Origin of the sequence: Catenuloplanes nepalensis (genome assembly GCF_030811575.1) — a bacterium.
Lineage (GTDB): Bacteria > Actinomycetota > Actinomycetes > Mycobacteriales > Micromonosporaceae > Catenuloplanes > Catenuloplanes nepalensis.
In genome coordinates this window covers 5788494-5809212 of sequence record NZ_JAUSRA010000001.1, presented here as the reverse complement: position 1 = coordinate 5809212, position 20719 = coordinate 5788494, and the positions used below count along the sequence as shown (strand labels likewise).

Annotated in this window: 16 protein-coding genes and 1 pseudogene; 7 read left to right on the top strand and 10 right to left on the bottom strand. The window is 71.1% G+C overall.

The window, feature by feature from the left end; genetic code table 11:
* Positions 1-1168: 1168 nt before the first annotated feature.
* From J2S43_RS24780 to J2S43_RS24770, 3 genes are all read right to left on the bottom strand, one after another.
* Positions 1169-2203 carry a LacI family DNA-binding transcriptional regulator gene (locus J2S43_RS24780; protein WP_306833091.1) on the bottom strand — a complete coding sequence of 345 codons (1035 nt, stop codon included), beginning with the start codon at positions 2201-2203 and terminating at the stop codon, positions 1169-1171.
* A 93-nt stretch (positions 2204-2296) separates the two neighbouring features.
* Positions 2297-3559, bottom strand: a complete 1263-nt coding sequence (locus J2S43_RS24775; RefSeq protein WP_306833089.1) for a DUF1996 domain-containing protein — start codon at positions 3557-3559, stop codon at positions 2297-2299.
* A 13-nt stretch (positions 3560-3572) separates the two neighbouring features.
* A complete protein-coding gene (locus J2S43_RS24770; RefSeq protein ID WP_306833087.1) occupies positions 3573-5261 on the bottom strand; it encodes a discoidin domain-containing protein in 1689 nt (562 codons plus the stop codon).
* A 202-nt stretch (positions 5262-5463) separates the two neighbouring features.
* Here J2S43_RS24770 and J2S43_RS24765 point away from each other — a divergent pair, with 202 nt between their 5' ends.
* A complete protein-coding gene (locus J2S43_RS24765; protein ID WP_306833085.1) occupies positions 5464-6495 on the top strand; it encodes a glutathione S-transferase family protein in 1032 nt (343 codons plus the stop codon).
* 252 nt (positions 6496-6747) lie between these two features.
* Here the strand turns inward: J2S43_RS24765 and J2S43_RS24760 are convergent, their stop codons facing one another.
* Positions 6748-8169 carry an Nramp family divalent metal transporter gene (locus tag J2S43_RS24760; RefSeq protein ID WP_306833083.1) on the bottom strand — a complete coding sequence of 474 codons (1422 nt, stop codon included), beginning with the start codon at positions 8167-8169 and terminating at the stop codon, positions 6748-6750.
* 191 nt (positions 8170-8360) lie between these two features.
* On the opposite strand from J2S43_RS24760, the gene J2S43_RS24755 reads away from it, so the two are divergent.
* The gene (locus tag J2S43_RS24755) at positions 8361-8801 is read left to right on the top strand and encodes a DUF3307 domain-containing protein (protein ID WP_306833081.1); all 441 of its coding nucleotides are present in this window, start codon (positions 8361-8363) and stop codon (positions 8799-8801) included.
* Positions 8802-9164: 363 nt separating this feature from the next.
* Here J2S43_RS24755 and J2S43_RS24750 read toward each other — a convergent pair whose 3' ends face one another.
* The 4 genes from J2S43_RS24750 to J2S43_RS24735 form a co-directional block, all read right to left on the bottom strand.
* Entirely contained in the window at positions 9165-9431 is a 267-nt protein-coding gene (locus J2S43_RS24750; protein ID WP_306833079.1) for a YggT family protein, read from the bottom strand.
* 105 nt (positions 9432-9536) lie between these two features.
* Complete coding sequence (locus J2S43_RS24745; RefSeq protein ID WP_306833077.1) at positions 9537-10139, bottom strand: type II toxin-antitoxin system PemK/MazF family toxin; 603 nt, start codon at positions 10137-10139, stop codon at positions 9537-9539.
* Between the two features lie 49 nt (positions 10140-10188).
* On the bottom strand, positions 10189-10959 hold the full coding sequence (locus tag J2S43_RS24740) for a hypothetical protein (protein ID WP_306833075.1): 771 nt from the start codon (positions 10957-10959) through the stop codon (positions 10189-10191).
* A gap of 123 nt (positions 10960-11082) precedes the next feature.
* Positions 11083-13314: a transglycosylase domain-containing protein gene (locus J2S43_RS24735; RefSeq protein ID WP_306833072.1), complete on the bottom strand. Its 2232-nt coding sequence runs from the start codon at positions 13312-13314 to the stop codon at positions 11083-11085.
* 324 nt (positions 13315-13638) lie between these two features.
* Between J2S43_RS24735 and J2S43_RS24730 the strand changes: the two genes are divergently transcribed.
* From J2S43_RS24730 to J2S43_RS24715, 4 genes and pseudogenes are all read left to right on the top strand, one after another.
* Positions 13639-14652 (top strand): transporter substrate-binding domain-containing protein, encoded by a 1014-nt coding sequence (locus tag J2S43_RS24730; RefSeq protein ID WP_306833070.1) that lies wholly within the window; start codon positions 13639-13641, stop codon positions 14650-14652.
* Entirely contained in the window at positions 14649-15725 is a 1077-nt protein-coding gene (locus J2S43_RS24725; RefSeq protein ID WP_306833068.1) for a hypothetical protein, read from the top strand. Before J2S43_RS24730 ends, J2S43_RS24725 begins: the two co-directional genes overlap by 4 nt.
* Positions 15726-15825: 100 nt before the next feature.
* Positions 15826-16542, top strand: a pseudogene (locus tag J2S43_RS24720) (PP2C family protein-serine/threonine phosphatase); the annotation flags it as partial.
* A 164-nt stretch (positions 16543-16706) separates the two neighbouring features.
* Positions 16707-19037 (top strand): putative bifunctional diguanylate cyclase/phosphodiesterase, encoded by a 2331-nt coding sequence (locus tag J2S43_RS24715; RefSeq protein ID WP_306833066.1) that lies wholly within the window; start codon positions 16707-16709, stop codon positions 19035-19037.
* A 108-nt stretch (positions 19038-19145) separates the two neighbouring features.
* On the opposite strand, the gene J2S43_RS24710 is transcribed toward J2S43_RS24715, so the two are convergent.
* On the bottom strand, positions 19146-19565 hold the full coding sequence (locus tag J2S43_RS24710) for an organic hydroperoxide resistance protein (RefSeq protein ID WP_306833064.1): 420 nt from the start codon (positions 19563-19565) through the stop codon (positions 19146-19148).
* Positions 19566-19570: 5 nt separating this feature from the next.
* On the bottom strand, positions 19571-20002 hold the full coding sequence (locus J2S43_RS24705) for a MarR family winged helix-turn-helix transcriptional regulator (RefSeq protein WP_370881781.1): 432 nt from the start codon (positions 20000-20002) through the stop codon (positions 19571-19573).
* Positions 20003-20094: 92 nt separating this feature from the next.
* Here J2S43_RS24705 and J2S43_RS24700 point away from each other — a divergent pair, with 92 nt between their 5' ends.
* Positions 20095-20697, top strand: coding sequence for a nucleotidyltransferase family protein (locus tag J2S43_RS24700; protein ID WP_306833061.1), 603 nt, complete (start codon positions 20095-20097; stop codon positions 20695-20697).
* Positions 20698-20719 lie beyond the last annotated feature (22 nt).

The window sequence follows — 20719 nt, the reverse complement described above, 5'->3', positions numbered from 1 at the left end:
AATATCGGGCAGTACCTGTCCCACGACGCCCCCTATGCTGATCACCCTGGGTCGCGGCCGCGTTCCGCGAACGCGGCTGGCGCCTCGCGGCCGGCATCGACCGCGTCTACGACTCCCGTGCCGCCGCCCGCGCCCTCGGTTCGCCGCCCTCGACCTCCTCAGCTGAGCCAAGCCGGGGAGCGAGCGGCCGTCGACATCGCGCCGGTGGCGCCGAGGATCATTGACCGACACGAAAAGTAGATCAAATATCGAAGTCGACCTACCTACTGTGTCGGTCAATGATCCTTCGCTGCGTCTGGTGTGCGGTATCCGATTGCTGCGCTCCATCGCTCACGAGTATTTGCGCGGATGAGATGAAATTTCAGGCATTCATGCGGGAGTGGCGCTCTCGCCTCAACGCGGCGACACGAAAACTCGCGGGCAACGCGCCGTAGGCGTGCCGCCTGGGGAGGCAGCGCCGCCTGGGGACGGCAGCGCCGCCGACCGGTCTAGTGCCGATCACCACGCCACGGCGGTCAGGCGAGAAACTCCGCAGTTCGCTATTTCCTGATATTTCGGGCGCGGAGCGCCCGCTGCCAGGCCCGCTGCCAGGCCCGCTGCCAGGCCCGCTGCCAGGCCCGCTGCCAGGCCCGCTGCCAGGCCCGCTGCCAGGCCCGCTGCCAGGCCCGCTGCCAGGCCCGCTGCCAGGCCCGCTGCCAGGCCCGCTGCCAGGCCCGCTGCCAGGCCCGCTGCCAGGCCCGCTGCCAGGCCCGCTGCCAGGCCCGCTGCCAGGCCCGCTGCCAGGCCCGCTGCCAGGCCCGCTGCCAGGCCAGGCCCGAGGTCAGGCCAGGACCAGGGATCAGGGCCGGGCCGGTGCCGGGACAGGGCCGGCGACACGCCAGGACCAGGACCGAGGTCAGGACCGAGGTCAGGACGGTACCAGGGGCCGGGCCGGTACCAGGGCCGGGATCAGGGGTCAGGGCCGGTGCCGGGCCGGTGCCGGATCGGTGTCGGAGGGGCGGGGCCGGGGTCGGGAAGCAGGGGGGTCAGGGTCGGTGCCGGGCGAGGGCTAGGACCGAGGCCAGGCCGAGGCCGGGGCCAAGGGCCGGACCGGTGCCCGGGGCGGGGCCAGGGACGGGTCGGGGGCGGGACTGCGTGAGTGGAGATTGGGGGAGCGGGTTGCCTGGGGTCAGGCGGAGTCGCGGATGATCAGGGACGGCTGGAAGATGACGGAGCGGGGGAGGCGGGACGGGTCGTCGATCGTGGCCAGGAGCAGGCGGGCCATTTCGGCGGACATCTCCTCGACCGGCTGGCGGACCGTTGTCAGGCGGGGGCGGCAGGCCAGGGCCGCGCTGCTGTCGTCGAAGCCGACCACCGCGATGTCCGCCGGCACCCGGCGGCCGAGTTCGTGCAGCGTGGCCAGCACGCCCTCGGCCATCACGTCGCTGGCGACGAACAGCCCGTCCAGGTCCGGGTGCGCGGCCAGCAGGTCGTGCGTCACGCGTTCGGCCTGCGCGCGGGTGAAGTCGCCCTCCACGTACGGCGCGCCCGGCCCGGCCGCGGTGCGGAAGCCGTCGTGCCGGTCGTGCCCGGCCTGCGTGTCCAGCGGCCCGCTGACCGCGCCGATCCGGGTCCTGCCCAGCGACCGGAGATGCGCCACCGCGAGCCGCGCACCGGTCCGCTGATCGACGTCGGTGTGGCTGAGCGGCACCGGATAGCCGGGGCGCGCGGACATGACCGTGGGGATCGTCAGGTCGGAGAGCTGCCGCGGGATCGGGTCCTCGCTGTGGCTGGAGATCAGCAGCACGCCGTCCACGTGCCCCTGCCGGAGGTAGCGCACCACCAGGTGGTGCGCGGGCGGATCGGCCGGGATGATCACCAGGTGGATGCCGCGCGGCCGGAGCACGTCCTGCGCGCCCGCGGTGACCCGCCCGAAGAACGGGTCGGTGAAGACCCGGTTCAGGAACGGCGCCTCGTACTCCCGGTCCGGCTCGGAGATGACCAGCGCGATCGAGTTCGTGCTGCGGGTGACCAGCGAGCGGGCGGCCAGGTTCGGCACGTACCCGATCTCGGCGATCGCGCGCTCGACCGCGGCCCGGATCCGCGGGTCCACCGTGGGCACGGCGTTGATCACGCGGGACACCGTGGCCCGGGAGACGCCGGCGGCGTCGGCGACCTCCTCCAGTGTGGGCGGACGGGACTCGGGTGACGGCCGGCGAGACATGACGCTCTTTATACAACGGCGGCGCGCTCCCGCTCGTACCCTCGAAGGCCTTGGAAGATCTTCCGAGGGTACGGACGGGAGCGCCGGATCCGGTCAGGGACGGCCGTTCGCCCCGCACTTGATGATCGGGCGGATGCAGTCGTTGACCCGCCGGGCCATCTCCGCCTCCGGCCAGGCGTTGAAGAAGTCGCCGTGCATGGTGAACCCGCCGCCGGACGCGAGCCGCAGCCGCGCCGGGTCACCGCTGACCGGGTAGCGCAGCACCTGCCGCAACTTCGGCACCGCGACGGGGTGCGTCGCCGGACAGGCCTGATTCACCGGGTACGCCATGTGCGACTTGTGATCGGCCGAGTCCAGATCACGCCCGTTCCAGCACTGCGGGAAGTCCAGGTAGGACTCCAGCATCGTGCCGGACGGGCAGTTCACGAAGTCGTGCGACGAGCCGACGTGCCCGGCGTGCAGGCAGGACCAGCGCGAGATCGTGTTGTCGTTCGGCCCGGTCGCCCGCGCGTTGCCGGCCACGATCCGCAGGCCGAGCGGGATCGGCTGGGTGTTCGCGATGATGTCGTCCCGCACGCCCTCGCCCAGGTAGTAGAACGTGACGCCGGTCGGCTCGACCGGCACGTTGTCCTGGTACAGCGTCGGCACCCAGTACGAGCTCTTGTCCTCGCGCGGGTTGCAGGTGGTCTGCGAGTTGAGCAGGTCGGCCAGGTTCGTCATCGCGTTCGTGACCGTGGCGCCGAAGAAGCTGTGCATGTGCGACGCGCCGGGCAGACCGGGGAAGATGATCGGGTCGTCCGGCAGCCGGTGCGAGTACGGGCAGTCGGCCAGGAACTCCGCGACCCGCACCACGTTCGGCGGCAGCGACGTGGCCGGTGCCCCGCCCGCGCCGAAGACCTCGAATTCCCAGAGCGAGACGCCGTACGCGGTGCCGCGCGCGGTCGTGTAGACCCGCACGTACCGCCCGGTGCCGTTGATCGTGATGCTCTGGTTCCCGCCGGTCGCGTTCGTGGCGGTGTGCACCGTGGTCCACGCGTTCCCGTCCGCGCTGGTCTGGAGCTGGAACCCGCGGGCGTACGCGGCCTCCCAGTTCAGCGCGACCCGGGTGATCGTGGCGGACGTGCCGAGGTCGACGCGCAGCCACTGCGGATCCGCCGCCGCGGACGACCAGCGGGTCCCGGCGTTGCCGTCCACGGCCGCGCCCGCGGGGAAGGCCGAGGATTCCGAGGACGAGGCCGCGGCGGTACGACCCTGGGAGAGCAACGCCTCGGCCGCGCTCGCCGTGGCCGTAGTGACGATGAGGTAGGTGCCCAGCAGGCCCAGCAGCGCGACCCCGAGCGTGATCAGCCGTTTCATGTGCGGTACCCCCTTACTGGTAGACGCGGACGTAGTCGACGTACATCCGGGACGGGAACGGCGTGGTGGCGTCCACCGGGCCGGGGAAGTCACCGCCGACCGCGAGGTTGAGGATCAGGTAGAACTGGTGGTCGAAGATCCAGGGGCCGCGCGTGGACTCGACCGTCGCCTTGTCCGCCGTGAAGACGAGCCGTCCGTCGAGGAAGAAGCGGATGCCCTTGCTGTCCCACTCCGCGGCCCAGACGTGGAAGTCCTGCGACAGGTCGACGGTGGCGTACTTCTGCCCGTACCCGGCCGCGCCGTTGTAGGCCGGTGCGTGCAGCGTGGAGTACGCCTCGGAGGTGTTGCGGCCGAGGACCTCCATGATGTCGATCTCGCCGTTGTACGGCCACGGCCGCCCGGTGAGGAAGTCCGCGCCCATCATCCAGAACGCCGGCCACAGCCCGTTGCCCTTCGGCACCTTGACGCGGGCCTCGATCCGCCCGTACTGCACGTGGAACTTGTCACTGGTGTTCATCCGGTGCGAGGTGTAGTCCCGGCCGCCCGCGGTCTGCCGCCGTGCCTCGAGGACCAGCACGCCGTTGCCGTCCAGCGCGGCGTTCTCGTTGTTCGTGTAGTACTGGACCTCGTTGTTCTGCCCGGTACCCGGGTCGATCGTCCACTTCGCCGCGTCCGGCTTGCCGCCCGCCGCCCCGGAGAACTCGTCGGACCAGACCAGCCGCGTCGCCGGGAACACCGGGTCGGCCGGCTGCGGCGGGAGCGGCGTGGGGTTGCCACCGGTGCCGTACACGCCGAACTCGTAGAGCGAGTAGCCGTAGCCGTTCGACCGCGCGGTGCCGTACATCCGCACGTACCGGCCGGTGCCGCTCACGGTCAGCGTCTCCTTGAAGCCGCGCCCGGCCGTGGTGGAGTAGATGCTGGTCCACGCGTTCCCGTCGGCCGAGACCTGGATCTGGTACGCGGTGGCGTACGCCGGGTCCCACTGCAGCACGACGCGCTGGATCTGCGCGGTGGCGCCGAGGTCGACCGCGATCCAGCCCGGGTCCACCCAGCCGTTCGTGTTGCTGGTCGCCCAGCGGCTGGCCGGGTCGTTGTCGAACGCCTTGTCCGGCGTGCACTCCCAGCAGCTGCCGTCGCTCTGACTGGTCGAGGCCGTGCCCGGCTTCCGGTACGACAGAAGCGTCGGCGTGCCTGGTGTGCCCGGCGTGCCGCCTTCGCCGAACACCTGGAACTCCCACAGCGAGACGCCCCACGGCGTGGCCCGGGCCGTGGTGTGGAGCCGAAGGTAGCGCCCGGTGCCGGTGACCGCGATGCTCTGGTTGCCGCCGGTCGCGTTCGCCGCGGTGTGGATCGTGGTCCACGCGGTGCCGTCGTTGGACGTCTGGAGCTGGAACGCGGTCGCGTACGCCGCCTCCCAGGTCAGCGAGACCCGGCTGATCGAGGTGGGCGCGCCGAGGTCCACCCGCAGCCACTGCGGGTCGGCCGCCGCGGACGACCAGCGGGTGCCGCCGTCACCGTCCACGGCCGAGCTCGCCGGGAACGCCGCGGACTCGGTGGACGAGGCGGTGGCCGGGCGACCCTGGGACAGCAGCGTCTCCGCCGGTGCCGCGTGGGCGCCCGGGCCGGTGACGACGAGGTAGCCGCCGAGCAGGGCGGCTACGGCAGCGGCGATCCCGGCCACGCGCCATCGGGGTGGGGACATGGGAACTCCTCCGGGGGTGGGATGTCGGTGGCGTTTCGTGCGTGTGTCGGGAGAGCGCTCTCTTGTTCAGTACTGTGACGCCGTTCACCGTCTGTGTCAATAGTTGCGAGTCGATGTCGGGGAGCGCTCTCCCACCTCCGGTCCAGTGATCCTGATCTGAATCTCACTGCCGCCGGTCTGCGGGGCGGGCATCATTGCAGGCATGACTACCGAGTCGCAGCAGGGCGTCTACGTCAACCCCAAGGGCGAGTTCGACCGCGACCAGCGGTACATCACCACCCGGATCACCCGCGACGGCGCCGAGGGCTGGCCGGTCGAGCCCGGTCGCTACCGGCTCGTCGTCAGCCGCGCCTGCCCGTGGGCCAACCGCTCGATCATCGTGCGCCGGCTGCTCGGGCTGGAGGACGTCATCTCGATGGGCATCGCCGGCCCGACCCACGACGCGCGCAGCTGGACCTTCGATCTGGACCCGGGCGGCGTGGACCCGGTCCTCAAGATCGAGCGGCTGCAGGAGGCGTTCTTCAGGCGCGACCCGGGCTACCCACGCGGCATCACGGTCCCGGCCATCGTGGACGTCCCGACCGGCCAGGTCGTCACGAACGACTTCGCGCAGATCACGCTGGACCTGTCACTGGAGTGGGCGGAGTTCCACCGTCCCGGCGCGCCCGCGCTCTACCCGGCGGACCTCCGCACCGAGATCGACGAGGTCAACCGGCGGGTCTTCACAGAGGTCAACAACGGCGTCTACCGGTGCGGGTTCGCGGGCACCCAGGAGGCGTACGAATCCGCCTACGCCCGGCTCTTCGACGCGCTCGACTGGCTGTCGGAGCGCCTGGAGACCCAGCGATACCTGGTCGGCGACACGATCACCGAGGCGGACGTGCGGCTGTTCACCACGCTGGCCCGCTTCGACGCGGTCTACCACGGGCACTTCAAGTGCAATCGCAGCAAGCTGTCGGAGATGCCGGTGCTGTGGGCGTACGCCCGCGATCTCTTCCAGACGCCCGGCTTCGGCGACACCACCGACTTCGTCCACATCAAGCGCCACTACTACGAGGTCCACCGGGACATCAACCCGACCGGCATCGTCCCGGCCGGCCCCGACCTCACCAACTGGCTCACGCCGCACGACCGGGCCTCCCTCGGCGGCCACCCGTTCGGCAACGGCACCCCGCCCGGCCCGCAGTCCCTCACCGAGACCGTCCCGGCCGGCCACAACCCCCTGCCGTCCTGACACCGCGCTGACCCTGCCACGCGCCCTGCCGGAGAAGTTCCGGCAGGGCGCGGCCGCAGGAAGGCCGCCGGAGGCCTCGTCCTTTCCCGCCGAAGGCGGCTGGTTCTTTCCTCGCCGGGGGCGGTCTGGGTTTCCCCGCCGGAGACGATCCGGCAGGGAGGAGCGCCAGCGACGACCGGTGCCCGCGGGAGCAAGCCCACAGGAACCACGCCGGAAGCGGGAAATGAATTTGCATGTGAACTTGAACTTCGTCTAGTTGAGCCAGCCGATCAGGCGCTCGCCCTGCTGCCAGAGCGTCAGCGCGGAGAAGACGCCGAAGAGCAGGACGGACCAGATCAGTGCCGCGATGCGGAACGCGCGCGGGCGGATCTCCGGCGGCAGGACGCGGCGGTTGAGCAGGAGCAGCAGCATCGAGTAGACGAACATCATCAGGCCGCCGACGCAGGCCGCGATGACCAGGAGCGGGAGCGGCTGGTCGAGGCCGGCGAGCAGGATGATGATGCCGATCGCGACCAGGCCCCAGACCAGCGCGAAGTAGAGCCGGTTCTCCGAGCGGCCGCGCAGGTACGAGGTCTTGAGCACGTCCGCCGCGAGCCGGCTGGTGTAGTCGACGATGCCCAGCGCCGCCGCGAAGAGCGACAGCGCGCCGACGGCCCAGAACAGCGTGCCGAACCAGCCGCCGACCGTGGACTTCAGCGCCTCGCCCTCGATCTTCAGGAAGCTCACGCTGTTCGCGAGCCCGGGTGTGCCGTAGACCGTGGAGTAGGCCAGCAGCGACATCAGCGTGATCGTGACGAACGAGATGAGGCCGAACGTGAGCGCCTGCTCCTGGTTGGCGAGCCTCCACCAGCGGCGCCAGTGCGTCATGTTCCGCTCGGTGGGCTCGAAGATGAAGCCGGTGGACGGTGCCGCCTCCTCCGCGCCGGTGACCGGGCTGACCAGGCGCGGAACGTAGGAGCCCATGCCGTAGCCCTTGTCCCGGATCCAGTTCGACTGGCACAGATTCTGACCGCCGCCGGCTCCGGCGAAGACGAGCGCGGAGAGCATCAGCGCGAAGCCGAGCTCGGTCGGGAACTGGGGCGCGGTGACGGTGGACGGCAGTTCGGCCCAGGCGTCCGCGCTGATCGCGAAGCCGATCGCGACCACGATGAACAGTGCCACCAGGATGACCTTGAAGCCCTCGATCCGTTCCAGCACCGTGTAGATCACCGGGGCGAGCGTGAGGGTGACGCCGATCAGCACCAGCATGCCGATCGCGATCCACCGGGCCTCACCGCCGAACAGGTAGGTGACCATCGTGGCGGAGCTGGTCGCCCAGCCGGGCCAGAGGTTCGCGAAGTAGACCATGATCGCGAAGACCAGGCCCCAGTGCCGCCAGAAGCGGGAGAATCCGGTCAGGGCGGTCTCTCCGGTGGCCAGCGTGTAGCGCTCGATTTCCATGTTGAGGAACCACTGCGTCACGATGCCGACAGCGGCGGCCCAGAGGAAGACGAGCCCGACCTGCGAGGCTATATATGGGAAGAGCACGAACTCGCCGGAGGCGAGGCCGACGCCCGCGGCCACCACGCCCGGCCCGATTATCTTCCGGGCCGACGACGGCGGTGGCGGCAGGTCCCGGACGACGACCCGGGGCAGGTGGCGAGCCGGAAATCTACCGGCTGCGGTCTCGGTCACGGCGGTCCCTTTCGCGCTGCGGGAATGGGTCGCCCTCTATACCCTCGACGAAATCCGGCCGAAACGTAGCGGTGGATTGATCTCGGGCATTACGCGATGTTCGCCACATTTGTCCCGAGTGTCGGATGGTGCGCAGCGCTACCGGGCCGGAGCGCGGACGATGTGCTCACCCGGCGGAAAGGCACCCTTTCATGATCGAGTACCCGCTAGCCGCCCAGCAGCTGACGTTCGTGGTCACGCTGCTGGCGCTGATCGTGGGTCACCAGCTCGGCGATCACGTGATGCAGACCGACCACCAGGCCGCGAACAAGGCCGGCAGGGGCCGTTCCGCGGTCACCGCGATGCTCGGGCACCTCACCGCCTACCACGCCACCGCCGGCGTAGTCCTGTTCGTCACCGCCTGGGCGCTGCAACTCCAGCTCACCTGGTTCGGCGTCACCGCCGGCCTGCTCTTCAGCGTGATCACCCACGCCATCCTCGACCGTCGCGCCGTCGTCCGCCTGGTCCTCCAGCACACCGGCTCCCGCGAGTTCGCCGACCAGACCACGCCGGTCTGCGGCATGTACGTCGCGGACCAGTCCCTGCACTGGGCCTGCCTGCTCATCTCCGCACTGCTGATGGCCCGTCTCTAACCCCACAAACCCTTTCAACCCATTTTCCCGCTTCCGGCGTGGGCACCATGGGCTTGCTCCCGCGGGCACCGGTCGGCCGCAGGCGGCCTCCCTGCCGGTCCGCGGTGCTCGGGAAACCCCAGCGGGCGCGCGGTGCACGAAGCACGGCGGTCCGGTGGCGCGGTTGCGGTCCGGTGGCGCGGTTGGTCCGGTGGTGCGGTGGAGGGTTGCGCGCGGATTCCGGCGGCCGGTGGCGGAGCGGACATTCAGGCGACCGCCGGCCAGCGTTGAGGGCTGCTCGGGGCTTCCGGAACTCTGCGGGGACAGAAGGCCCGGGGCGGAGACGGGCTCCGCCCCGGGCCACCCAACCCCGGGGAACGTCTGTCAGATGATGGCCTGGAGCAGGACGACGACGGCGAAGACGACGATGAAGGAGAGGTCGATGCCGACGGCGCCGAAGCGGACCGGGGGGAGGATCTTGCGGACCGGGGCCAGCACGGGCTCGGTCACCGTGTGGACGACGCGGATGGCGCGGTCGCGGAAGGAGCCAGGCATCGACGGTCCTGCCAGCACGGTGCTCCAGTCGAGCAGGGCGCGTGCGATGAGCAGGAACTGGAACAGCAGCAGAACGGTGCTGATCAGGGCGAGCATGGTGACCTCCTGGGTGCGTCACCCAAGAGTGCGGTAATTTCCTGAACGCTGGCTGTATAACCAGCTGAGGAGCTGCTGTGAGCCCGCTCAGCCCCGGCCGCCTGCTCAGCCCCAGTTGTAGGTGTGCCGGAGCACGCCGGCTATCCGGTCGAAGCGCGGCCGGTCCAGGATCGCGCCCTCGCGGCGGATGCCGTCCTCCCTGACCTGGACGACCCGGTCGAGGCGGACGAAGCTGGGGCGCTTGTCGCGGTCCCAGTCGCCGGGGCCGAGCGCGAGCCAGTGTCGCTGGCCCTGGCGTTCGCTCTGGCTGGAGAGCATCAGGCCGAGCAGCACGCGGCCGTCCCGTCCGACGACCAGCACCGGCCGGTCCTTGCCCTTGGACGCGTCCTCCTCGTAGGCGACCCAGGTCCAGACGATCTCGCCCGGGTCGGCCTGGCCGTCCAGCTCCGGCGCGTACGCCAGCTGGCGGCCCTTGCGGATGCGCGCGGTGGCGGGCGTGGGCCGGGCGGGGCGTCCCTCGCGGCCGGTGCCGGGCCGCGCGGTGGGACGGCCGGTGAGGCGCCGGCCCAGATGCGCCGCGCCCTCCCGGAAGCCGCCGGAGCGAGTGCCATCGGAGCGAGTGCCGTCGGAGCGAGTGGACGACGCCGGAGACGGCGACGCCGACCGGCCGGTGAGCTTGTCCGCGATGCCCCGCAAGATTCCCGCCATGCCGGGCAGACTACGGCCCGGCGGCAAGGACCGCGCGGCGCGGTGGGCGTTACTTCGCGGAGTAACCGGTGACGGACGGTGTGTAGGTGGCGATCGAGGTCTGGCCGTACGCATCGGTGACCCGGTAGCGGATCGGCGGCACCGGACCGGCCGCGGCGCCGCGCGCGGGCGTGAAGATCACGAAGCCGGCCGCGGAGATGAGCGTCGGGTCGAACGGGCGGCCCTCCTCGGCCGCGACGCCGGAGATCGCGGCCATCGAGAACTCGCCCCGCGGGACGAGCGTGGCGGGTGGGAGCTCCGCGCCGTCCTCGCCCACGTAGCCGATCCCGCCGCCGGCCGGCAGCGGCACCTGCACGCGCTGCTCCTCGCCGGCGCGCCCGGAGCTGCGCAGGTCGCCGACTGACGGCGGTGCCGGCCGCGTCACGGTCGGCGTGTACGTGGTGGTGTGCTTCTCGCCGGCCGGGTCGGTGAGCTCGATCGTGACCGGTTCCGCGGTGCCGAGGAAGCCGAGCGTGGGCGTGTAGCTGACGGTGGTCGCCGACTCCCGCGCGTAGAAGCCGTTCGGGACGACCACGCAGTCGGTGTAGTCCGGGTGCCGGTTCGCCAGCTGCATCGACCAGCCGGCCGGGAGCGCGAGCGTGACCTCCTGCTTGACCAGGCCGGCCGCGGTGGAACTGAGCGGCGCCCGGACCGGCGCGAGGTCGGTGGCCGGCGCGGCCGGTGCGGCGGCCGCGGGGGAGGCGGCCAGCAGCGGCAGCGCGAGCGCGGGTGCGGCGAGCACGGCGGCGGTGGCGAACGTCAGCGATCTTGGAGTCGGCACAGGCCCAGGATAAACGCCTATAAGCCGCCTACCGGAGCAAATGAAGGGGGAGTCGGACCAGAAAACCCATCCGGGGGTACGCCGTAGCACGGCGTACCCCCGGATGGGTTTGATCTGGATTCGTCAGCGCGGGCGGTTGTTCCCGCCGCCGCCGTTGTTGCTCGGCCGGCCGGTCGCTGCCGGCTTGGGCGCCTGCTCGGGCCGGGAGGCCGACCCGGACCGGAACGCGATCTTCTCACTCGGCGCTGGGAAGTTCTTGATCTCCTGGCCCTTCAGCGCGTCCCGCATGGTGCGCGCGACCGCGGCGATGATGTCCTTCTGGACCGGCTCGCCGACCGCGTCACGCGGGTTGTCCGGGTTCACCGCGATGCCGGCGATCGCCAGCTGCGGGGTGACGCCGATGAACGACTCGGTCTCGTTGTCCGAGGAGCTACCGGTCTTGCCGGTGATCGGCCGGTTGCCCATGATGCCGGCGACCTGTATCGACGTGCCGTTGCTGCAGGTGCCCTGCTGCGGGCGCTGACCGACCGGGCAGCGGCCCGCGTCCGCGGCGGCCCGGGCCACGTCCTTGTCGATCGCCTGCTTGCAGTCCGGCTGGGAGACCTTCGCGGCCACCTCGCTGGACGTGCCGGTGGTGTCCGTGATCGAGACGACCGGCGTGGGCTGGCAGAACTTGCCGTCCGCCGCGATCGTCGCGTACGCGTTCGCCATGTCCAGCGGGGTGGTGCTGATGACGCCGAGGGTGAACGTGCCCCAGCTGCGCGCGGCCTCCGGCTCGGCCAGTTCCGCGTCCTTGCCGCGGAACTTGATGCCGAGGCGCTGCGCCATCTCGACGGCCTTGTCCGCGCCGACGGTCTCCTCCAGCTTCACGAAGTACGTGTTGGAGGACTTGCCGAAGCCGGTCCACATGTTCTGGTAGCCGTCCTGGTAGCTCGGCGCCGCGTTGACCGGGCACCAGAAGCCGCCGCAGTTCGGCGTGCCGCTGATCGGGTAGATCGACTTGTACGGCGACTTCGTGGAGAAGCCCCGGTCCAGCGCGATGCCGTTCTCCAGCGCCGCCAGCATGACGAACATCTTGAACGTCGAGCCGAACTGGTAACCGGCCGAGTCCTCGCTACCCGCGATCAGCTGGTTCACCGTGTTCGGGTACTTCTTGCCGCCCGGGTTGTCCTCGATGCTGTAGTGCCGGTTGATCGCGAGCGCCTTGACCTTGCCGGTGCCGGGCTCGATCGCGGCGAACGGCGCCGCCTTGGGGTTGTCGAAGCCGTAGATGTTCTTCGACTCGTCGGCCAGCTTGTTCTGCACCGCCGGGTCCATCGAGGTGACGATCCGGAAGCCGCCGGTCTTCAGCGCGGCCAGGCGCGCGGACGGCGTGGAGCCGAACTCCTCCTGCTCGGACCACCACTGCGTGAAGTAGTCGCAGAAGAAGCCCCAGCTGTTGTGCGCCTCGGAGACCGCGGTGCAGTTGCCGGGCGCGCGGCTCGGCTTGAGGCCGAGCGGCTCGGTGATCGCCTTGTCCGCGTCGGCCTGGGTGATCGCGCCGGTGCCGACCATCGCGCCGAGCACGTAGTTGCGGCGCTTGACCGCCTCCGCCTCGTCGTTGTTGACCGGGTCGTAGAGGTCCGGGGACTGCACCAGCCCGGCGATCATCGCGGCCTGGCTCAGCGTGAGCTTGTCCGCGGTGGTGGAGAAGTACGCGTTCGCGGCCGCGGAGATGCCGTACGCCTGGTTGCCGAAGTACGCGATGTTCAGGTAGCGGCGGAGGATCTCCTCCTTGTCGAGCGAGTCCTCGATCGTGACCGCGTACCGGATCTCCTGGAGCTTGCGGCCGGTGGTCTGCTCGGTCGCCGCGAGGCGCTCCTCCTGCGTGATCGTCGGGTCGTTCTTGAGAACGTTCCGGACGTACTGCATGGTGAGCGTGGACGCGCCCTGGGAGACCTCACCGCCCTGCGCGTTGGAGACGAACGCGCGCACCAGGCCCTTGACGTCGACGCCGCCGTGCACGTAGAACCGGGTGTCCTCGGCCGCGACGATCGCGTCCTTCATCGTCTTGGCGATGTCGTCGCTCTCGACGTCGGTGCGGTTCTCCTCGTAGAACTGCGTGATCTGCGTCTTGCCGTCGTTCGCGTACAGGTACGACGTCTGCGCGGTCGGCGGGGTCTGCAACGCGCTCGGCAGGTCCTCGAACGAGTCGCTGGCCAGCTTCGCCGCGAGGCCGGCCGTGGCGCTCGCCGGCAGTGCGGCGCCCGCGACCACCGCGCCGCCCACCAGGCCGAGCATGCCGAGGGTGAGGACCTTGCGGGTTATGGACAGCGTCGTGCGCACCTTGCCGGGCGCCGCGGGCGTTATCGCCACGGTCTCCTCGGGGGCGGGCGTTTGTGCCGGTACCTGCATTGCGGGAGGGATCCCCTCGTAAGTCGATGTGGGCCGTCTTCAAGAGTCGCGCCGTGAAGCGTAGAAAACCACTTCACGGGCGGAAGTCACAGGCTGCTACCGGTGACTGATCGCCTCACGGCACGTACATTCCTGTTTGCGTGCCGTGATCATTGGTGTCCTTCGGTGACTCGGTGCGGGGACACTCGTCCGAATTGTGGTCTGTCCTCATGCGATGTCTTAGGAGAACATGAACGCTCCCGTGATTCAGCACGGGGGATCGGTGCTCTGCGGGGGTGGGGTTGCGTGTCAGACCAGGAAGACTCCGGGGAGAGCGTCGAGGTTGCGGCACCCGCTGACGAGAAGCCGACAGTGCGATCGCACCCGCTCTGGATGCGTTTCCGCTTCGTGACGCTGGTGGGACTGTCGGTATTGGTCGTGGCCATCACGGTGAGTCTGGTGTTCCTCGGTCGTACCCCGTCCGTGGACGAGTTACGCGGCGACGCCGGACTCAACGGCAAACAATCCCTCAAGATCGGTGTGAAGTTCGACCAGCCCGGGATCGCCGAGCGCCGGCCGGACGGCACGTTCGCGGGTTTCGACATCGAGATCGCCTACATGGTGGCGGAAGATCTCGGATTCCGCCGTAACGAGGTCGAGTTCTACCAGATTCAGAGCGAGGACCGCGAGCGCATGCAGGCGGAGACGCCTGACGGGACGACCGTGGTCATCGTCGACCTGGTGATCGCGAGCTTCAGCATCACCGAGGAGCGGCGGGAGACGCCGGGCGTCGCGTTCTCCGCGGCCTACCTCTACACCGAGCAGTCCGTGCTCACCCGCGCCGACCACGCGCCGGTCGCCACGCTGGAGGACCTGCGCGGCAAGCCGGTGTGCAGCCTGGCCACGGCCACCAGCGCGACCGCCGCGGCCGCGGCCGGCAACGTCGTGCAGTCCGAGCTGACCATCAGTGGCTGCGTCCGGGCGCTGCGCGAGGGACGGGTCGAGGCGATCAGCACGGACGCGGCGATCCTCGGCGGCATCAAGGCGGCGAACCCGGACCTGCTGCACTGGGACATCGGCCTGACCACCACCGAGGCGTACGGGATAAACGTCGGCGAGAACGAGGCGCTGCTCCAGCTGGTCGACCTCAGTCTCTGGCATTCGCTCGAGGACCCGGACGACTCCCGGTGGGAGGAGGCGTTCGACCGCAACATCCGGGTGAACGTCCCGGTGAACAAGGGCGTCCCGCTGGCCCGCCCCGAGCAGCCGCACGTCGACAGGCCCGAGGTCCGCGAGTGGTTCTCCGGGGGCCTCGGGTGAGCGACACGGGAGCCGGGTTGGTCCGGCTCCCGGCCGGCACACGCGCGCAGCAGCAGTGGCTGTTGTCGCTGCTGCCCGCGTTCCCGCTGGTGCTGCTGGTGCTGCGCCTGTGGTACCTGAGCCGCCAGGACCTGACCACCATGCTGCTGCTCGTGCAGTACGTCAGCCCGCTCGGCCTGGTCACCTCGCTCACCATCACGCTGGTCTGGGTGCTGCCCGCCGTGGTGCTGCTGATCCGGGTGTTCGGCACGCTGCTGCTGATCAGCGCGCCCAGCCGGGACGACGCCTGCCGCTCGCTGCTCGCCGTGGTCACGCTGCGCATGCCGGACTGGACCGTGGTGATCGCGGTGCTGCTGGCCGCGATCACCTGGCAGATGCGCTTCCTGCCGACGCTGCTGATGCTGACCCTGATGATCATCGGGCTGACCACCTGGCTGCGCCGCGGCGACGACCGGGCCGTGCTGGTCATCATGGCGACGGCCGTGCCGGTCGCGGTGGGGCTCCTGGCCTACGTGTGGCTCGGCCCCGCGATCATGGCGGCGTTCCGGGCCGGCGAGACGATCAACGCGTTGCTGCTCGCGGTGCCGCCCGCGGTCGCGCCGATCCTGACCGGGCCGATCCCGGCCGGCGTCGCGCGTCTCGGCACGCACTGGGCCGCGGTCGCGGCGTCGATCGTGGCGCCGTTCGCGGTCGGCGTGCTCTTCATGCGCGCGCCGATCCTGCCGGACACCGCGATCGAGGCGAAGGCCGGAGTGGTGGTCACCCCGGAGATCTCGGAGCGCGACGAGGCGCGGGACGAGGCGCGGGACGAGATCGACGTGTGGCGTGGCCGGCTGATCACGGTCGACGACAGCATGGTCACGCTGATGGACGCGGACGGCCGGGTGCGCTTCATCCCGTCGTCGGAAGTGCTGTCCCGTACGCTGTGTCCCGAGGCGGAGCAGGTGCCATCCAGCGCGGTCTACGTGCAGGGGTGGTACGCGGAGGACACCGCGCTGGAGTGGATGGCACCGAAACAGCGACGAACCGAGCCCGACCCCCGGTGTCAGGGGAGACCGGTGCGGGCCGAGTGATTCTCCCGCCGAACCCGGCGCACGACGTGACCGGTTGGCGGACCATGATGGGATACCACCGCCTGGAGACAGGCCGACGACGATTTGGCAGGCTTCCGCCATGACCTTGCAGCTGCGATCCGCGGCCATGACCGACCGCGGCCTCATCCGGAGCGGTAACCAGGACTGCGCCTACGCCGGGCGCTACCTGGCGGCCGTCGCCGACGGCATGGGTGGCATGGCCGCCGGCGAGGTGGCCAGCCAGCTCACCATCGAGGCCGTGCAGCCCTTCGACGCGCTGATCGACGACGAGCAGCAGGTGGACGCGCTGCACGGGATGGTGGAGGCGGCGAACGCGCGCATCCACGAGCACGTCGTGGCGAACCCGACGCTTCAGGGCATGGGCACCACGCTCACCGCGCTGCTCTTCTCCGGCACCCAGTTCGCGCTGGTGCACGTGGGCGACTCCCGGGCCTACCTGCTGCGCGAGGGCAAGCTGGTGCAGCTGACCCGCGACGACACGTACGTGCAGATGCTGGTGGACGAGGGCGTGATCACCGAGGACGAGGCGACCGTGCACCCGCGCCGGTCCGTCGTCACCCAGGCGCTGCAGGGCGAGGCCGTCGCCCCGGCGTACGCGAAGATTCCGCCGCAGGTCGGCGACCGCTGGCTGCTCTGCTCCGACGGTCTGTCCGGCGTGGTGTCCGCGGAGACCATGGCGCAGACCATGTCCGACTACCCGGACATGCAGGACTGCGCGAAGCGGCTCATCGATCTCGCGCTGCGCGCCGGCGGGCCGGACAACATCACGGTGGTGCTGGCCGAGCTGGTGGACGACACGGCCGACCCGGACCCGCAGGGCGCCACCTGCGCCTCGGAGCCGGCGACCACCGCGGAGGCCGTGGGCTGAGACGGCCCCCACGCCGAATCGCGCGGCGGCGCGACCTGCGGTAGGTTACTGACCGGTCGTGGGAAACCCCGCGCTGCCCCCGGTGAGTGGTGATGACCTCTACGCGCCTCGCGACGGCGATGCTGCCCCTCGGCGACGCGCCCACCCGCCCCCGAGCCCGGTTCGGTGCCGTCGCCGCCGTCACGCTCCTCGCCGTCGTGCTCGTCGTCGCGGTGAACAGCCTCGGCGTGCTGCCCGGCCGGGCCGGCGTCGCGCTGGACAATCTGGCGCAGCTCACCACCGGAGCCGCCGCCGCGATATGTTGCCTGGTCACCGCGCGCGGCGTGTCCGGCGCGGGCCGGGCCTGGCGGCGGCTGATCGGCATCGGCATGATCGGCTGGTCGCTCGGCCAGTTCGTCTGGACCGTCCACCAGCTGTCCGGCACCGACTACCTGCCCGGCCCGGTCCCGGCCGAGTTCGGCTACATGGCGCTGCCGGTCTTCGCGCTCTGGGCGCTGCTGACAATCGCCGCGGTGTCGCCGCGCCGGGTGCTCGGCCCCTCCCGGCATGCCCGGGTGGTCGCCATGCTGGACGTGGTGATCGTGCTCGGATCCGTGGTCGTGCTGTCCTGGGCGCCGGTCCGCGCGGTGCTGGAGGGCGAGGGACCGCCCGGCCCGCTGGTCGCCGGCGTCGCCCACCTGGTGATGGACGCGCTGCTGGCCGTGCTGCTCGCGCTGCTGCTGGTGGTGCGCCAGCCGCCCCGCGCGCTCCGGCCGCAACTGCTGCTGCTCGGCGGCGGGCTGCTGGCGCTGACCGTCTCGGACGGCTTCTACGCCTACCTGGTGGCCGCGGACGCGGACCGGATGACGCCGCTGCACAGCGCGGGCTGGGTGCTCGGCCCGGCGCTGGTCGCGCTGGCCGCGCTGGTCCCGGCACCGGACGAGACGGCGGCGGAGCAGGACGACATCGACCCGGTCCTGCTGCTTCTCCCGGTGCTGCCGGTGGTCGCGACCGGCGTGACCATCGCGATCCGGACGCTGATCGGCCACCCGCTGACCTGGCCGGAGGTGGCGCTCGGCTGGCTCGGGCTGCTGCTGGTGATCGTCCGGCAACTGGTGACCATCGTGGACAACCGGGCGCTGCTGCTGTCCGTCGCGGAGGCGCGGCGCCGGCTCGCCCACCAGGCCACCCACGACCCGCTGACCGGCCTGGCCAACCGTGAGTTGTTCGGCAAGCGGCTGAGCGCGGCCGTGGACGCGCACCGCGAGGAGGGCCGGCCGATCGCGCTGCTCTTCGTGGACCTGGACGACTTCAAGTTCGTCAACGACAGTTTCGGGCACGCGGCCGGCGACCGGATGCTGCAGGAGATCGCGGCCCGGCTGCAGCGCTGCGTGCGCCGCGACGACATGGTGGCCCGGCTCGGCGGCGACGAGTTCGCGGTGCTGCTGGAGGCCGACCCGGGCGCGCCCGGCCTGGTGGGGGAGCGGATCCTGGCCGCGGTGCGGGAGCCGGTGCGCATCGACGGCAAGCCGGTGTCGGTCGCGGCGAGCGTGGGCGTGGTCGCGCCGGAGCCGTACGACATCGGTCTCACCGGCGACGCGCTGCTGCGGCGCGCGGACGCGGCGATGTACGCCGGTAAGCGGCGCGGGAAGAACATCATGGTGCGGTACGCCGGGACCCGCGACGGCGGCGGCGACGCGGACCTGCCCGGCCTGCTCGCCGAGGCGCTGGCCGCCGGCCCGGCCGAGTCCGGCTTCACCGTGCACTACCAGCCGATCGTGGACCTGCACGGCGACGCGGTGCTGGCCGTCGAGGCGCTCGCCCGGTGGACCCACCCGGACCTCGGCGTGATCGGGCCGGACGTGTTCGTCGCGGTCGCGGAACGGGCCGGACTGGTCGCCGCGCTGGACGACTTCGTGCTGGACACCGCGGCCCGGGACGCCCGCGCGCTGGCCGAGCTGCACGGCCGGGACGTGGCGCTGCACGTGAACGTGTCCGCCGGGCGGCTCGGCCGGCCGGAGCTGGAGATCGCGGTCGCGGACGCGCTGCGCCGGCACGAGCTGGCACCGGAGCTGCTGATCCTGGAGATCACCGAGACGCGCCGGATCGCGGACCTGGGTGCGGCCGTGGCGGCGGCCGGGCGGCTGCGGGAGATGGGCGTGCGGCTGGCGCTGGACGACTTCGGCACCGGCTTCAACTCGCTGGCCCAACTGCACGCGCTGCCGGTCTCGATCGTGAAGCTGGACGCCGCGCTGACCACGGCGGACGACCGGTCCCGGGCACTGGTCCGGTCGGTGCTGTCGATCTGCCGGGACCTGGGCGCGTCCGTGATAGCGGAGGGCATCGAGGGCCCGGAGCAGGCCGCCGCGCTGGCCGGCCTCGGCTGCCCGCTCGGCCAGGGCTACCTCTACGGCGCACCGGCCCCCCTCACCCGCACCCCCTGAGCAGCACCCCACCCGGAGATCGAGGCGTCGTTCACGTCGCTCCAACGACATGAATGACGCCTCGATCACGGGCGGCACGCGGTGCGCTGTGGTGCGGTCAGTGGTGGGTCAGACGTGCACGACTTCCAGCGCGATGTTGCCGCGGACCGCGTTGGAGTAGGGGCAGAGCTGCTCGGCCGCGTCGGTGAGCTTCTTCGCGGCCTCGGCGGGAAGCGTCGGCACCGACACCTCGAGCGTGACCGTCAGGTCCAGCGTGGGGCGGTCGGTCGCGCGGACCAGACCGACCTTCGCGGTGACCGTGGACGCGCCCAGATCCAGCTTGTCCTTGCGGGCGACGCTGCGCATCGCGGAGTGGAAGCAGGCCGCGAACCCGGCCGCGAACAGCTGCTCCGGATTGGTCGCGCCGCCAGCGCCGCCCAGCTCCTTCGGCGCGGCGACCGGGAAGTCGATGATCCCGTCTGGGGACGCGACCGCGCCGTTGCGCCCGTCGCCGGACGACGTGACCTCGGCGGTGTAGATGGCCGGCATGTGCCTCACTCCTTCGTACCCTGGATGGTGTTAGTGATCTTTTCGAGGGTCTGGTGCAGCTGGACGTATTCGCCGAGCGAGATGCCCAGGCCGCCGGCGATCGTCATCGGGATCGCCGAGCACTCGGTGCGCAGCTCGCGGCCCGCGTCGGTGAGCCGGATCTCGACCACCCGCTCGTCGGCGGCGCGGCGCGCGCGGTGGATCAGCCCGGCCGCCTCGACGCGCTTGAGCATCGGCGAGAGCGTGCCGGAGTCCAGCCGCAGCGCCTCGCCCAGCTCCTTGACCGTGCGGGCGGCGTCCGGTCGCTCCCAGAGCGCCAGCAGCACCAGGTATTGCGGGTAGGTCAGGCCGACACGGTCGAGCAGTGGCCGGTAGAGGTCGGTCACCGCGCGCGACGCCGAGTAGAGCGCGAAGCAGAGCTGATAGCGCAGGCCCATGCCGATCGCCAGATCATCCGTCACCCGACAAACACTAGTACCCAATTAAATTGCGCACAACCTAAAACCCCTTCGCGGGTACGCTGGCGCGGGTGAGCCACGTCGCAGGACTCCTGCTCGCCGCGGGCGCGGGCCGCCGCTACGGCATGCCGAAGGCGCTCGTCCCGTTCGACGGCGAGCTGCTCGCCGACCGCGCCGCCCGGCTCCTGGCCGAGGCCGGCTGCGACTCCGTGCTGGTCGTGCTGGGCGCCGCCGCCGGCGAGGTGCGCACCCGAGCCGCATTGACCGGCGCGGACGTGATCGTCAACGACGACTGGCCGATCGGCATGGGCTCGTCGCTGCGCGCCGGGCTGACCGCGCTCGCCGCCCGCCCCGAGGTGGACGCGGCCGTGGTGCTGCTGGTCGACCTGCCCGGCATGACCGCGGCCGGGGTGGCCCGCCTGGTGGCGGTGGCCGGCCGCGACGCGCTGGCGATGGGCGGTTACGGCGACCATGCCGGCCACCCGGTCCTGCTCGGCCGCGACCACTGGGCCGGCGTGGCCACGCTCGCCGACGGCGACGTCGGCGCCCGGCCCTACCTGCGGGCGCATCGCGACCGGGTGCGCGTGGTGCCGGTCGGGGACGTGGCGTCGGACGAGGACCTGGACGTCCCGATCGTTTCCGGCGCGCAAAATGACGATCAAAGTGCTTCATGATCGATGGCCGGGCTGATTGACT

Excerpts from the sequence above, each read along its gene's own strand:
- J2S43_RS24780 (WP_306833091.1), bottom strand. The coding sequence starts at position 2,203 with ATGTCTCGCCGGCCGTCACCCGAGTCCCGTCCGCCCACACTGGAGGAG.
- J2S43_RS24775 (WP_306833089.1), bottom strand. The coding sequence starts at position 3,559 with ATGAAACGGCTGATCACGCTCGGGGTCGCGCTGCTGGGCCTGCTGGGC.
- J2S43_RS24770 (WP_306833087.1), bottom strand. The coding sequence starts at position 5,261 with ATGTCCCCACCCCGATGGCGCGTGGCCGGGATCGCCGCTGCCGTAGCC.
- J2S43_RS24765 (WP_306833085.1), top strand. The coding sequence starts at position 5,464 with ATGACTACCGAGTCGCAGCAGGGCGTCTACGTCAACCCCAAGGGCGAG.
- J2S43_RS24755 (WP_306833081.1), top strand. The coding sequence starts at position 8,361 with ATGATCGAGTACCCGCTAGCCGCCCAGCAGCTGACGTTCGTGGTCACG.
- J2S43_RS24750 (WP_306833079.1), bottom strand. The coding sequence starts at position 9,431 with ATGCTCGCCCTGATCAGCACCGTTCTGCTGCTGTTCCAGTTCCTGCTC.
- J2S43_RS24745 (WP_306833077.1), bottom strand. The coding sequence starts at position 10,139 with ATGGCGGGAATCTTGCGGGGCATCGCGGACAAGCTCACCGGCCGGTCG.
- J2S43_RS24715 (WP_306833066.1), top strand. The coding sequence starts at position 16,707 with ATGACCTCTACGCGCCTCGCGACGGCGATGCTGCCCCTCGGCGACGCG.
- J2S43_RS24710 (WP_306833064.1), bottom strand. The coding sequence starts at position 19,565 with ATGCCGGCCATCTACACCGCCGAGGTCACGTCGTCCGGCGACGGGCGC.
- J2S43_RS24705 (WP_370881781.1), bottom strand. The coding sequence starts at position 20,002 with ATGGGCCTGCGCTATCAGCTCTGCTTCGCGCTCTACTCGGCGTCGCGC.